This is a genomic window from Aeromonas sp., from assembly GCF_051657805.1.
Lineage (GTDB): Bacteria > Pseudomonadota > Gammaproteobacteria > Enterobacterales > Aeromonadaceae > Aeromonas.
The window spans coordinates 221,800-235,757 of the sequence record NZ_JBOFLJ010000056.1 but is presented as its reverse complement, the minus strand read 5'-3'; the positions used below and the strand labels follow the sequence as shown (position 1 = coordinate 235,757).

General features: G+C 65.2%; 14 protein-coding genes. 12 read left to right on the top strand and 2 right to left on the bottom strand.

Going from position 1 to position 13,958, the window contains the following annotated elements:
* Positions 1-10: 10 nt before the first annotated feature.
* Positions 11-1,063 (bottom strand): phage shock protein operon transcriptional activator, encoded by a 1,053-nt coding sequence (gene pspF / locus ACRCYW_RS17430; RefSeq protein WP_438551281.1) that lies wholly within the window; start codon positions 1,061-1,063, stop codon positions 11-13.
* A 195-nt stretch (positions 1,064-1,258) separates the two neighbouring features.
* Between pspF and pspA the strand changes: the two genes are divergently transcribed.
* The 12 genes from pspA to hutW all read left to right on the top strand — a co-directional run bounded on the left by pspA (position 1,259) and on the right by hutW (position 12,452).
* Entirely contained in the window at positions 1,259-1,939 is a 681-nt protein-coding gene (gene pspA / locus ACRCYW_RS17425) for a phage shock protein PspA (protein WP_438551280.1), read from the top strand.
* Positions 1,940-1,942: 3 nt separating this feature from the next.
* A complete protein-coding gene (gene pspB, locus ACRCYW_RS17420; protein WP_349922051.1) occupies positions 1,943-2,179 on the top strand; it encodes an envelope stress response membrane protein PspB in 237 nt (78 codons plus the stop codon).
* Complete coding sequence (gene pspC, locus ACRCYW_RS17415) at positions 2,176-2,577, top strand: envelope stress response membrane protein PspC (protein ID WP_438551279.1); 402 nt, start codon at positions 2,176-2,178, stop codon at positions 2,575-2,577. Before pspB ends, pspC begins: the two co-directional genes overlap by 4 nt.
* 83 nt (positions 2,578-2,660) lie before the next feature.
* A complete protein-coding gene (locus ACRCYW_RS17410) occupies positions 2,661-4,067 on the top strand; it encodes a YcjX family protein (RefSeq protein WP_438551317.1) in 1,407 nt (468 codons plus the stop codon).
* A gap of 57 nt (positions 4,068-4,124) precedes the next feature.
* Positions 4,125-5,165 (top strand): YcjF family protein, encoded by a 1,041-nt coding sequence (locus tag ACRCYW_RS17405; RefSeq protein WP_438551278.1) that lies wholly within the window; start codon positions 4,125-4,127, stop codon positions 5,163-5,165.
* Positions 5,166-5,403: 238 nt separating this feature from the next.
* Entirely contained in the window at positions 5,404-6,219 is an 816-nt protein-coding gene (phhA, locus tag ACRCYW_RS17400; RefSeq protein ID WP_438551277.1) for a phenylalanine 4-monooxygenase, read from the top strand.
* 44 nt (positions 6,220-6,263) lie between these two features.
* Entirely contained in the window at positions 6,264-6,602 is a 339-nt protein-coding gene (locus ACRCYW_RS17395; protein WP_438551276.1) for a 4a-hydroxytetrahydrobiopterin dehydratase, read from the top strand.
* Between the two features lie 142 nt (positions 6,603-6,744).
* On the top strand, positions 6,745-8,292 hold the full coding sequence (gene tyrR, locus ACRCYW_RS17390; RefSeq protein WP_438551275.1) for a transcriptional regulator TyrR: 1,548 nt from the start codon (positions 6,745-6,747) through the stop codon (positions 8,290-8,292).
* Positions 8,293-8,466: 174 nt separating this feature from the next.
* The gene (locus tag ACRCYW_RS17385) at positions 8,467-9,006 is read left to right on the top strand and encodes a YfiR family protein (protein WP_438551274.1); all 540 of its coding nucleotides are present in this window, start codon (positions 8,467-8,469) and stop codon (positions 9,004-9,006) included.
* Positions 9,003-10,253: a diguanylate cyclase domain-containing protein gene (locus ACRCYW_RS17380; protein ID WP_438551273.1), complete on the top strand. Its 1,251-nt coding sequence runs from the start codon at positions 9,003-9,005 to the stop codon at positions 10,251-10,253. Before ACRCYW_RS17385 ends, ACRCYW_RS17380 begins: the two co-directional genes overlap by 4 nt.
* A 26-nt stretch (positions 10,254-10,279) precedes the next feature.
* Positions 10,280-10,768 carry an OmpA family protein gene (locus ACRCYW_RS17375; protein ID WP_438551272.1) on the top strand — a complete coding sequence of 163 codons (489 nt, stop codon included), beginning with the start codon at positions 10,280-10,282 and terminating at the stop codon, positions 10,766-10,768.
* A gap of 304 nt (positions 10,769-11,072) precedes the next feature.
* On the top strand, positions 11,073-12,452 hold the full coding sequence (gene hutW / locus ACRCYW_RS17370; RefSeq protein WP_438551271.1) for a heme anaerobic degradation radical SAM methyltransferase ChuW/HutW: 1,380 nt from the start codon (positions 11,073-11,075) through the stop codon (positions 12,450-12,452).
* A gap of 74 nt (positions 12,453-12,526) precedes the next feature.
* On the opposite strand, the gene xseA is transcribed toward hutW, so the two are convergent.
* On the bottom strand, positions 12,527-13,888 hold the full coding sequence (gene xseA / locus ACRCYW_RS17365; protein WP_438551270.1) for an exodeoxyribonuclease VII large subunit: 1,362 nt from the start codon (positions 13,886-13,888) through the stop codon (positions 12,527-12,529).
* Positions 13,889-13,958: the final 70 nt, after the last annotated feature.

Sequence of the window (13,958 nt, the reverse complement as noted above, 5' to 3'; positions counted from 1 at the left end):
GAACGACCACTCAGGGGCCGTCGTGCTCTGCATTGCCACTGCCATCATCCCCGTCGAGCAGTTGATATTTTCGCAGCATGCCCCTGAACTGGTGGTAGCTCAGGGCCAGCAATTGGGCCGCTTTGCGCTGATTATACTGGGATTGCTGCATCCCTTGCTTGAGTAAATTAATCTCGAACTCGGCCACAGTGCTCTTGAGATCCAGGGGCAACTGCAGGGGCTGTGTGCTCCCCATGGGTCTCTCTTCCGCTGAGGGGGTATCCTGTGCGCTGGCGGTGCGAGGGCGCCAGGGGGAGTCGAAGGGGTTGAGCACCAGCTCCGCCAGGGGCAGTTGCGGGTTGCCCTGACGGTAGATGCTGCGCTCCACCACGTTTTTCAGCTCCCGCACGTTGCCGGGCCAGGGGTAGTCGAGCATCAGCTGGGTCGCCTTGCGGGAGAAACCCGCAAACAGCGGATAGCCGAGCTCCCGGGTCATGCTGTGGGCAAAGTGCTCCGCCAGCATCAGGATATCGTCACGGCGCTCCCGCAGGGGGGGCAGGGTGATGACATCGAAGGCCAGCCTGTCCAGCAGATCGTGGCGAAACAGCCCCTTGTCGGCCAGGGCCGGCAGATCCTCGTTGGTGGCGCACACCAGGCGCACGTCCACCTTGAGGGCCTTGGCGCCGCCCACCCGCTCGAACTCCCCATACTCGATGACCCGCAGCAGCTTCTCCTGCACCCGGGCGCTGGTGGTGGCCAGCTCGTCGAGGAAGAGGGTGCCGCCGTCGGCGCGCTCGAAGCGGCCCTGATGGCGCTTGGCGGCGCCGGTGAAGGAGCCCGCCTCGTGGCCGAACAGCTCGGTCTCCAGCAGGCTCTCGCTCAGGGTGGCGCAGTTGATGGTGACAAAGCTTTGATCCCAGCGGGCCGAGAGATAATGTAGGCGGTGGGCGATGAGCTCCTTGCCGGTTCCCCGCTCGCCGATGATGAGCACGGGTTTGCGCAGGGGGGCGAGTCGCGACGTCTGTTCGATGATCTCGAGAAATGCGTTGGACTCACCCAACAAGCTCTCCGTGGTTGTGCTCATCTTGCTCCCTGCTCGTTGAAAAATCTGGTCAATCTTACCAAGAGTTGGTGATTTTTATCACCCCTTGAGACGGCGGCCTTGAATTTCGTTCTAGGCACCCATATAAATCAATAAGTTAAAATTTGTTCCAGATTGGCACACAAGTTGCCATTGTCAATGGAGAAACAACCCAATGCCCATCACAGGAGTACAATCATGAGTATTTTTTCCCGCCTGGCCGACATCATCAACTCCAACCTGACGGCCCTGCTCGACAAGGCAGAAGATCCCCAGAAGATGGTGCGCCTGATCATCCAGGAGATGGAAGATGAACTGGTGAAGGAGCGCTCCAACCTGGCCCGCTTCCTCGCCAACCAGAAAGAGATAGGCCGCCAGGTCAGCCGCCATCAGGAGCGGGTGGACGAGTGGCAGGCCAAGGCCGAACTGGCGCTGACCAAGGGTCGCGAAGATCTGGCCAGGGCCGCCCTCATCGAGAAGAAGAAGCAGGTCGAACTGGCCGAGACCCTCTATCGTGAGCAACAGGCGGTGGACAGCGGCATCGACAAGCTGGGGGATGAAATTCGCCAGCTGGAGGCCAAACTCGAAGACGCCCGTGCCCGCCAGAAGGCGATGGCCATTCGCAGCGAGGCGGCCAGCAGCCGTCTGAACGTGCAGAGCCAGGTGGCCCGTGGCGACAGCCAGGCCGTGGTCAGCAAGTTCGAGCGCATGGGGCGCCGCATCGACGAGATGGAAGCCCGCGCCGACCTCGGCCAGTCCGACAAGGCCCTGGCCCAGCAGTTTGCCGAGCTGGAAGTGGACGATCAGATCAGTCGCGAGCTCGAGGCCATGCGTCAGAAGCTGGGCCAGGGCGATACATCCTCCAAGCAGGGAGAATAATGAATGGAAGACATCATTGGCATCCTGGCGACGCCGCTCATCGTCTTCATGGTGATCGTCGCCCCCATCTGGCTGGTGCTGCACTATCGCGCCAAGGGCAGGATAGGGGCGGGCCTTGCCGATAACGAGCGGGAACAGCTGCAAGGGCTGCTGGTGCGCGCCGAGAAGATGCAGGAGCGGGTCGGTGCCCTGGAGTCGATCCTGGACGCCGAGGTCCCCGGCTGGAGGAACAAGGTATGAGCGCCGCCAACAGCCAACGCAACCTCTACCGTGATCCCCAGCAGGGCAAGATAGCCGGCGTCTGCGCCGGCCTCGCCGAGTACTTCGGAGTGGAGACCTGGATAGTGCGGCTGCTGGCCATCAGTGGCCTCATCTTCGCCGGTTTCATCACCTTCACCGCCTATATCGCGGCCTGGTTCCTGCTGGACAAGAAACCGGTCACCCTCTATCGGGAGCAGGATGCCGACTTTGGCGAGCTGCGCATGAAGGCGCGCAGCTGGCAGGCGGGGGTGACCCCCCATCAGGCGCTGGGGCGCATCGCCCGGGAACTCGACAGCCTGGAGCCCAGGCTGCAGCGCATGGAGAAGCTGGTCACCTCCAAGGAGTTCAACTTGCAACGGGAATTCAGCAAGCTGTGATGCATCGATAGGCGCGCCCTGGGCCAGAGAGGGGCCGGGGCACGTCAGCACAGAGGATTGAGCACGCCTTGACATCTAAAAAATTGCTACGCAACAAGCTTGAACAACAGTGGTCAGTGCTGCAGCACAAGGCCACGGACGTGGTGAACCGGGTGCGGGATCGCCACATTCGGCTGGCGGTCACCGGTTTGTCACGCAGTGGCAAGACCGCCTTCATCACGGCGCTGGTGAACCAGCTGGAGCACGCGGCCATCGACGGCCGTCTGCCGCTCTGGGATGCCCAGCGCCAGGGGCGCATTCTGGGGGCGCGCCGCGTCCCCCAGCAAAACCTCCACATTCCCACCTTCCCCTACGAGCGGGGGCTCGACTCCCTGTTCGGCGACCCCCCCGCCTGGCCGGAGCCCACCCGCGGGGTGGCCGAGGTGCGCCTCGAAATTCGCTATCGCACCCGCCACCCCCTGCGCCGCCACCTGGGGGAGATCTCCACCCTCTACGTGGATCTGGTGGACTACCCCGGTGAGTGGCTGCTGGACTTGCCGCTGCTGGATCTCAGTTACGAGCAGTGGAGCGAGCAGGTTGAGCAGCAGTTGCGCCGCCCCGAGCTGCAGCAACTTGCAGCCAGCTGGCTTGAGCCGCACTGGCAGGCGGAGCAGCCGTTCGAGGAGAAACCCGCGAGCGAGCTGGCTGAGCGTTACACAGACTACCTGCACGCCTGCAAGCGGGAGCTCGGCCTGCACCTCATCCAGCCCGGTCGCTTCGTGCTGCCGGGGGAGTACGCCGGCGCCCCCTTGCTGCAGTTCGTGCCCTGGGTGTGGGACAACCCCGCCCATGAGCCCGCCGACGGCACCCTCTACGCCACCTTCAAGCAGCGTTTCGAACAGTACAAGCAGCACCTGGTGCAGGGCTTCTACGAACAGCATTTCGCCGGCTTCGATCGCCAGATCGTGCTGGTGGACTGCCTGCAACCCCTCAACGCCGGCGCCGCCAGCTTTGGCGACATGCAGCAGGCCATCGCCCGCATCATGGAGAGCTTCGCCTACGGCAAGAGCAACTGGTGGCGCCGCCTGTTCGCCCCGCGCATCGACAAGCTCCTGTTCGTGGCGAGCAAGGCGGATCACGTGACGCCGGAGCAGCACGTTCCCCTGGTCTCCTTGTTGCAGCATCTGGTGAGCAGCGGCCGGGGCCAGGCGCGCTTCGAGGGCATAGAGACCGAATGCCTGGCGCTTGCCGCCATCAAGGCCACCGAGGTGGGCAAGGGACAGGCCAACGGCCGGGAGTTTCCCGCCATTCGTGGCACCAGCCTGGAGGGGGAGCCGCTGCTGCTGTTCCCGGGGGAGGTGCCGTCCCAGATCCCGCCGGCTCAGTGGTGGCAAAACCAGGGCTTCGATTTTCAGGCGTTTCGCCCGCTGCCCATGAGCGCCCATCAGGCGCTGCCCCATATCCGGCTCGATGCCGCGCTGGAATTCCTGCTCGGGGATCACCTCGAATAATCAGCTGGCCTGCTGGCGGGGCAACCCCTTGCCGGCAGGCACCGAGGAACATAAGCGATGAACGATCAGACAAAACCGCATCCCCTGGATGAGGGGCCGCTGCAAGGCAAGGTGGTGCTGGATCCCGTGTTGCAGGTGGCGCCGCCAGAACCCGCCCCCGCACCGGCCCAGCGGCTGGAGGAGGCGAGCTTCGAGCGCCTGGACGAGCTCGACGACTTCACCGAGGTGGAGCCGGCCCTGACGGTCAGGCCCCGCCGCAGTCACCGCCTGCTCGGCTGGGGGCTGGGGGCCGTGGGGCTGCTCTCCCTTGGCCAATTTGGCGCCTTCCTCGTCGACCAATTCGCCTCGTCCCCGCTCTGGGGCGGCGCCTGGCTGCTGGCCTCAGGCCTGGTGCTGGCGGGCACGGCGTCCGTGGCCGGGCGCGAGTGGCTGCGCCTGCGCACCCTCAAGCGGCGCCAGGATGTGCGCTCGCGCGCCGAAGATCTGCTGGCCCACCAGGGGGTGGGACAGGGTCAGGCCTTCTGCGAGGCCCTGGCACAGAAGAGCGGCGACAAGGGGCGGGAGGGGTACAACAACTGGCTCTCCCAGCTCGACGAGAGCCACAGCGACCGTGAGGTGCTGACCCTCTACAGCCAGCTGGTGTTGACCGAGCGGGACAAGCTGGCCCAGGCCCGGGTCGCCAAATGGTCGGGGGAGGCCGCCGTGCTGGTGGCTCTGAGCCCGCTTGCCACCGTCGACATGATGCTGATGTTGTGGCGAAACCTGAGGATGATCGAGGACATCGCGGATGTGTATGCCATCGAACTCGGTTACTGGAGTCGCATCCAGCTGATCCGTCAGGTGTTTCGCAACATGCTCTATGCCGGCGCCACCGAGCTCGTCACCGAGGTGGGGATGGACTTGCTCGGCGCCGAGCTCACCGCCAAGCTTTCGGCCCGCGCCGCGCAAGGGGTGGGGGCTGGCCTGCTCACCGCGCGGCTCGGGCTGCGCACCATAGAAGCCTGTCGCCCGTTGCCCTGGTGCGGGGACGAGAAACCCAAGCTCGGCGAGCTGCGCAAGCGGCTTATCGGTCAGCTGGCGGGTTATCTCAACCGCTGATGGTGTGAGGCGATTTCGCCACCGCATGGCGGGCCACACCGGCGCCAGATGAGCACATTCAGGCGTCACAAATTATTTACATTTGTGCGCAGCAGCCGACCTCGGGGTCGGCTGCTTTTTTAGGGGGCAAACCGTTACAGTGATCCCATAGACCTCTGCGAGCGGGCCTGTGCAAACAGGCCTCCGCCCGCAGAGCCCACGCAGGAGCGCCCAAACGGGGCGCGGGATGGAAGGGATCATGGCCAGCCTCTATACAGCACACAAACCGGACGAGCAGGGCGTCATCCACTACAGCGACGAGGAGCACGGCACCTGGCAGATCCTCATCGAGCGCCAGCTCGCGGAGCTCGGCGGCAAGGCCTGTGAGGAGTATGTGGCCGGGCTCGCGCGCCTCGATCTGCCCCGGGACAGGATCCCCCAGCTGGCAGAGATCAACAGGGTGCTGCAACCCGCCACCGGCTGGTCCGTGGTGGCCGTGCCGGCGCTCATCTCCTTCGATCGCTTCTTCTCGCTGCTGGCCAACCGCCAGTTCCCGGTGGCCACCTTCATCCGCCGCCGGGACGAGCTCGACTATCTGCAGGAGCCGGACATCTTCCACGAGCTGTTCGGTCACTGCGCCATGCTCACCAACCCGGCCTTCGCCCACTTCACCCATGTCTACGGCCAGCTCGGCCAGAAGGCGAGCAAGGAGGAGCGGGTCTTCCTCGCGCGTCTCTACTGGTTCACCGTGGAGTTCGGCCTGGTGCAGGAGGCGGCCGGGAAGGGGCAGGGGAGCGATGGCCTTCGCATCTACGGCGGCGGCATCCTCTCCTCCATCGGCGAGACGGCCTATGCCCTGGGGGGACAGCCCAGATTGCAGCCCTTCAGCCTGATGGAGGTGCTGCGTACCCCCTATCGCATCGACATCATGCAGCCCATCTATTACGTGTTGCCGAGCCTGGATGCCCTCTACCGGCTGGCGGAGCAAGACATCATGGCGACGCTCGCCGAGGCGCGCCGCCTCGGCCTCAATGCGCCCCTGTTCGCCCCGGCCCCTGACAAGCAGGCGAGCTGAGGTTAGTTACCTATTTTCCGACTGATCAACGAAAGGAGTCCCCCATGTCCGAACTGGCAAGCCAACGATGCGAAGCGTGCCGCGCCGATGCCCCCAAGGTCAGCGACGAGGAGCTGGCGACGCTGATGCACGCCATCCCCGACTGGCAACCCCTGGTGGTGGCCGGTGAGCTGCAACTGCGCCGGGAGTTTGGCTTTCGCAACTTCAAGGAGGCGCTGGCCTTCACCAACCGCCTGGGGGAGCTGGCGGAGGCGGAGTTCCACCATCCCGCCATCCTCACCGAATGGGGCAAGGTGACGGTGAGCTGGTGGACCCACAAGATAGGGGGGCTGCACCGCAACGACTTCATCATGGCGGCGCGCACCGACGAACTGCTGAAGTAAGCCGTTTTCCCCTTTTTTTGCCCCCTGGGCCCGCCTGGTAAAACAGGGCGGGCCCGCATTTTTATGGGTCAGCGCTCGCACTGGCGGGATCGAGTCTGTATCATCCAATGAATCAGAATGTTAGCTAGGAATTGTGTTCCGAATGCGTCTTGAAGTCAGCTGTGAAGACCGCCTGGGCCTGACCCGGGAACTGCTCGACCGCCTGGTGGAGCACAACATCGATCTGCGCGGCATCGAAATCGATACCTCAGGCATCATCTATCTCAACTTCCCCGAACTGGAATTCAGCGATTTCCAGCACCTGATGCCGGGCATTCGCCGCATTCCCGGCGTCTATGACGTCAAGACCATCCCCTATATGCCCTCCGAGCGGGAGCACCACGAGATCGAGGCCCTGCTCAAGGCGCTGCCTGATCTGGTGTTCTCACTCGATGCCAAAGGGAAGATCACCCAGGCCAACCAGTCCGCCCTCACCACGCTCGCGCTGCCGCCGGAAGAGGTGCGTGGCATGGCGCTGGGCTCCCTGGTCAAGGGGTTCTCCTTCAGCCGTTGGCTGGAGGCGGGGGAGATCCGGCCCCAGACCTGCAAGCTGAGCCTCGGCAGTGAAGAGTACCTGGGGGATCTCATGCCGCTCTTCGTGGCGGAAGAGAAGGGCAGGCAGGCCCTGGCCGGCGCCGTGGTGGTGCTCAAGTCCGCCCGCCGGGTCGGCATGCACTTCAGCGCCCTGCACGCGGTGGAGGTGGGGGGGTTCGAGCATCTGCAGGCCGAGAGCCAGAAGATGAAGGAGGTGCTGGCCCAGGCCGCCAAGCTCGCGATGCAGGACGCGCCTCTGTTGATCGTCGGGGAGACAGGTACCGGCAAGGAGCTGCTGGCCCGTGCCTGCCATGGCGCCAGCCTGCGCTCCAGCCACCCCTTCATGGCGCTGAACTGCGCCGCCATGCCGGACAACGTGGCCGAAAGCGAGCTGTTTGGCTATGCCCCCGGCGCCTTTGGCAACAACACCGAGGGCAAGCGCGGGGTACTGGAGCTGGCGAGCGGCGGCACCCTGATGCTGGACGAGATAGGCGACATGTCTCCCCATCTGCAGACCAAGTTCCTGCGGGTGCTGCAGGATGGTGTCTTCCGCCGGGTCGGGGACGAACAGGAGGTGCGTGTCAATGTGCGCTTCATCTGTACCACCCAGAAACAGTTGCTGGATCTCGTGCACGAGGGCAAGTTCAGGGAGGATCTCTACTATCGCCTCAACGTGCTGAGCCTAAGCCTGCCGCCCCTGCGCGAGCGCAAGGCGGACATCATGGCCCTGGCCCAGCAGTTCGTCTCCCGCTTCGCAAGTGAATTGCAGCGTCCGCGCCCACGCTTCACCCGCAACATGGCGGAATACCTGACCGCCTATCGCTGGCCCGGCAACGTGCGCCAGCTGCGCAACTGCCTCTACCGGGCCATGACCTTGCTGGAAGGGGACGAGATAGGGCCGGAGCACGTGGACCTGCCCATGGCGGCGGATACCATGCCCCTTATCGACGAGTGGTTCGAGGGGGGACTCGACGAGGCGGTCAAGCGCTTCGAGAGCCAGCTGCTGGCGCGGCTCTACCCGGCCTTCCCGTCCACCCGCCAGCTGGCCAAGCGGCTCGGGGTCTCCCACACCGCCATCGCCAACAAGCTGCGTGAATACGGGATCGGCAAGAAGTAGCGAAATGAGTGGAATTGATGTCAGGGGCCCCTCTCGTCAGGGGCCCTTGTGGTTGCTGCGACACTCCGTGACGCAGCCGATATGGCAGTGGATGGGTCCTGGTCAAACGGCTGGTAAGCTCGCTCCACATCTCCCCTTCCTCCCCCTGGGTACTGACGTGAGCACAAGGGCATCATGCAATCACACTCCTTGATCCGGGCCCTGGTGTTGCTGGTCACCCTGCTCTGCCCGCTGGTGCAGGCGGAGCCCTTGACCAGTGCCGAGGCGCGTGCCGAGCAAGTGCGTCAGACCGTCCTCGACATCCTCAGCTATACCCGCTGGCCGAGCGAGCCCGCCACCCTGCGCCTGTGCATCACGGCACCGACGGAGTACGCGGGGGCCCTGCTCACCATAGAGCGCCAGGCCAATGGTCGCCCGGTGGACGTGCACCGCTATGAGACCGACGACGAGAACCTGGGCCTGCGCTGCGACGTGATCTATGTGGGAGTGCTCTCTTCACAGCTGCGACTGCCCCTGTTCGAGCGCCTCAAGGGGCATCCCATCCTCAGCATCAGCGAGCAGAGCAGCGAGTGCATCGCCGACGCCGTCTTCTGCCTGCAGGCCGGGGTCGACAGGGTGCGCTTCAAGGTCAACCTGGATGCTCTCGCCCGCAGCGGGGTGCGGGTGCATCCGGCCGTGCTCAAACTGGCCAGGGCCGGGGAGGGGGCGCAATGAAGGATCAAGTGTCGCTCGATTCATCCCGGATCACCCTGCGCCAGAGCCTGGGGCGCACCCACATGATGACGTCCCTCACCGCCGTCTGCATGGCGGGCCTGTTTTTGACCATCACCGCCTTGCTGGCCCTGCGCCTCTATGCGGACCACAACCTGGAGCTGGTGGCGCGGGCCATCAGCTACACCACGGAGGCGGCCGTGGTGTTCCATGACGAGGAGGCGGCGAGAGACGCCCTGCAGGCCATCACCTCCCACGAGGATGTGGCCAGCGCCAGCATTCACCTGGCCAATGGCCAGGTGCTGGCGAGCTGGAGCCGGGCCATCACCACCCCCTGGTCGAGCCTGGAGCGGCAACTGGCCCACCTGATCCTGCCGGGGCCGGTGGAGCTGCCCATGCTGCGAGAAGGCAAGGAGATAGCCCGCATCCACCTGGTGGGCCACGGGCAATATCTGCTGCGCTTCTTGCTGCAGACCTTGCTGGCGACCCTGGTCTGCCTGCTGCTCAGCATTCTGGGGGCCCTCTATGTGGCGCGCCGGATGCAACACTCCATCACCGAACCCCTCAAGTCCCTGGCGCGGGTGGCCTTCAACGTGCGCCGTCGCCGCGACGTCAACCTGCGGGTGCCGGCGGCGAACATCGCCGAACTGCACGATCTGGGGGAGGACTTCAACTCCCTGCTCGACGAGCTGGAAGCCTGGCAGGCCCATCAGAAGCGGGAGAATGCCAGCCTGCTCCACCAGGCCACCCACGATCCCCTGACCGGCCTGCCCAATCGCGCCCTGTTCGAGGCGAGACTGGCCCAGGCCGTCACGGCCGGCGGCGCTCAGGGGGAGCATTTTGCGCTGCTCTATCTCGATTGCGATCGCTTCAAGCAGATCAATGACAACCTCGGCCATGCCGCCGGTGACGACGTACTCATCACCCTGGCCAGGCGGGTGCAGCACCAGTTGCGGCCGATGGATCTGGTGTGCCGCCTCGGGGGGGATGAGTTTGCCGTCCTGCTCTCGCCCCTGCACCACCGGCAGGAGGTGGATGAGGTGATGGGGCGGATCCAGCGGGCCATGGCGGCTCCCGTGGTGCTGGGGGACGGCCAGCAACTGGTGGCCGGGGTCAGCGTCGGTTTTGCCATGTACCCCGAGCAGGGGACAACGGCGGAGGCGCTGTTGCAACACGCGGACGGCGCCATGTATGAGGCCAAACGACAACGACGGGAGGAAGAAGACAACACAAGAGACACAGAGCGTTAGGCAGGTAAAACAACAAGAGGATAAGAATGAACACTTCCAACTGGATAAGAGCGGGCCTGACTGGGTTGCTGCTCAGCGTCCTGACCGCATGCCAGAGCCCCCCCAAGGGCCTGACCCCGGTGCAGCTGACCGTGCTCAAGGAGCAGGGTTTCCATCTGACCGACGAGGGGTGGACCCTGGATATCTCCAACAAGGTGCTGTTTGCCAACAACGTGGGGGCACTCAACCCCAACACCCGCCAGGTGGTGGAACAACTTGGCAAGGCGCTGATGGATGTGGGGCTGAACAAGGCGCGGGTGGATGGCCACACCGACTCCAATGGTGAGGCCGGCTACAATCAGCAGCTCTCCCTGAAACGGGCCCAGTCCGTGGCGGATGTGCTGGTCTCCGTAGGCATGCCCCCCGCCAACCTGGACATCCGCGGCCGTGGTGAAGAGGCGCCCATCGCCAGCAACGGCAACGCTGCCGGACGCGCCGAGAATCGCCGGGTGGCCATCATCATCGGCAACGATTGACCGCGCGAGCAATGCGGCCGCTGGCACCTTGCGCCAAGGCGGCGACAGCCGTCTACCGCAACCCTGTTTTCCTTGCCAGCCAACGCGTGTGTGTCGCCACTCTCCCCGGAGGGTGGCCATCTCTCCCTTCCGTCAGCATCCAATAAATACTCTTCGTACTCTTCGTACTCTTCGTACTCTTCGTTAGCGCAGGTGCCAAGGCTCATTCATGGCCAGAGTCTGCCACAGACTTGATCCAGCACAACGCAACCATTGAGTGATAGTCGTTATCATTTGCATTATTTACTGATGGTAACGGTCCCTGATGACAGTACAACTCACCCCGACCATGACAGGGCTGGCGAGCCCGGATCCCCTCAAGTTTGCCTTCAGCGCCAAGACCTCGGCCCACGCCAGCCGGGGGGGCGTGCGCCCCTTGCCCCTCGATGGCGCGGGCTGGCGGGCCTGGTGGCAGCGGCCTAGCCAGGCGGACGAGCGGGCGCTCTATATCCACATTCCGTTTTGCCGCAAGCGCTGCAGCTTCTGCAACTTCTTCGAAAATGGCGCCAATCCGGCGCGCATGAGCCGCTATATGGCCGCCCTGTGTGGGAGTCTGGCGCAGGCGGCCGATACCCCCCTCGGCCAGAGCAAGCCGTTTGCCGCCATCTATGTGGGGGGCGGCACCCCTACCGACATGGAGGCCGGGGATCTGGCGCGCCTCGCCAGTGTGATCCGCCGCTTCCCCCTGACCCCGGATGCGGAGCTGACCCTGGAGGGGCGCCTCAACGGCTTCGATGACGAGAAGTGGCAGACGGCCCTCGAGGGGGGCTTCAACCGCTTCTCGTTCGGGGTGCAGAGCTTCGATACCCAGGTACGCCAGCAGGCGGCCCGCTTCGACGACAGGGAGACCCTGCTCGCCCGGCTGGGGGAGCTGACCCGGGACGATGCCGCCGTTATCGTCGCGGATCTCATCTTCGGCCTGCCCGGGCAGGACGATGCCGTCTGGCGTCAGGACATCGCGGACGTGATGGCGAGCGGGGTGCACGGGGTGGATCTCTATCAGCTCATCGCCATGGCGGGCACCAACCTGGATAGGGCGGAGCAGAAGGGCAGGCTGGGCTGGTCGGCGGACGGCCAGCAGCGCGCCGCCATGTATGCCTATGGCGCCCAGACTCTGGAGCAGGGAGGCTGGCAGCGGCTCTCCGGCAGCCATTGGCGCCGGGGCGAACGTGAGCAGAGCCGTTATAACCAGATGGCGAAGCGCGGCGCCGAGATCCTGCCCTTCGGCGCCGGTGCCGGTGGCAGCGTGCACGGCCATGGCCTCATGTATGGCCGGGATCTGGCCCCCTGGCACGAGGCGCTGGGCGCGAATGCGCGTGCCCCCGGCATGGTGATGAGCGTCAATCCCAATGCCCGCATGGACGGCCTGCTGCGCGGCGCGCTGGACACGGGTTGGCTGGTGCTGAAGCGGCTACCCACAGGGTTGCGCACACATCTGCTCCCCCTGTTCGAGGCCTGGCAGCAGCACGGGCTGGCCGAGCTGAAAGAGGAACGGCTGGAACTGACCCTGGCCGGACGTTTCTGGAACGTCAATCTGCAGGCGGGGCTGTTCGAGTTCTTGCAGTTAAACCCTTTGGGTGGGGAGCCAGCCCCGGCTGCGAGAACCGGCCATCCGGGCGCGGCGGTACGCCATTCCCTGGTGTGAGAGGCGGCGTTGGCGACATAAAAATGGCCCATCCTGTGATGGGCCATTTCTTTATGCGGATAAGGGCATGCTGACTAGTCGCCGATGCTGTCGACCCGCACGGTCAGGCTGCCCTCGGCCAGGGTGGTGATCAGGGTCTGCCCCGGGGTCGTCTGACTGGCACGGCTGATCACCTCCCCACGCTCGGTGCGGGTGATGGAGTAGCCCCGCCCCAGGGTGGCCAGCGGGCTGACCCCGTCGAGGCGGGCGCTCAGCATGGCGAGGCGGTGGCCGGCAAGATTCTGGCGCTTGGCGATGAGGGCGTGAAGGCGTTCCTCGGCCAGCTGATGGCGGCGTTTGCCGGCGGCCAGCAACCGCTCCGGGCTCCTCGCCTGCAGGCGCAGCTCGAGGCTGGCCAGACGCCGCTCCCCCTGGTGCAGGCGGCTTGCCAGCAATTGCTGCAAGCGGCTGGCGAGCTCGTCCAGGCGCTGGGATTGCTGTTCCAGCCGGCGCTTGGGATCCTGGTGATCCAGCCGTTTCTGCAGCAGGGCGAACTGGTGGCTGGCGGCGGTCTGGCGCCGGGCCATGGCCTGGGCGATGCGCTGGTGCAGGTGGGCGAGGCGCTGGGCACGGGCGCTTCTGTCCGGCGCCACCAGTTCGGCGGCGGCGGAGGGGGTGGGGGCGCGCAAGTCAGCGGCAAAGTCGCTGATGGTGACGTCCACCTCGTGGCCCACGGCGCTCACCACGGGGATGGCAGAGCGGGCGATGGCGCGGGCCACCGCCTCCTCGTTAAAGCACCAGAGATCTTCGAGGGATCCGCCGCCGCGCCCGACGATGAGCACGTCTACCTCGGCGCGGCGGTTGGCAAGGGCAATGGCTGCCACTATCTGGCCGATGGCGGCGCTGCCCTGCACCTGGGTCGGGTAGATGAAGACCGGCAGATCCGGCGCCCGCCGTTTGAGCACCGTCAGCATGTCGTGCAGGGCGGCGCCGGTGGCTGAGGTCACCAGACCCACGGCGCGGGGCTCGCGGGGCAGGGGGCGCTTGCGCCCCTCATCGAACAGCCCCTCGGCGCCGAGCCGGCGCTTGAGCTCCTCGAAGTGCAGGGCCAGCATGCCGTCCCCTGCGGGTTGCATGGATTCGATAATGAGCTGGTAATCGCCGCGGGGTTCGTAGAGGGAGACCCGGGCCTGCACCAGCACCTGCATGCCATCCTGCGGGCGGAACGGCACCCGCCGGTTGTTGCCCTTGAACATGGCGCAGCGCACCTGGGCGGACATGTCTTTCAGGGAGAAGTACCAGTGGCCGGAGCTTGGCATCGCCAGGTTGGAGAGCTCCCCGGTCAGCCACACCAGCCCCAGATCCTGCTCCAGAATCATGCGCACGGCGCTGTTGAGGCGGGTGACGGTGAAGATCTGCTGCGCTCGGTTCTGGCTGCTGTCGTTGAGGTGATTCAAGGCTGGCCCTGCTGCTGGGTCCCCTGGGGGACGGAAAAGAGGATGGGGCACATCTTACCCCAGTTCGGGC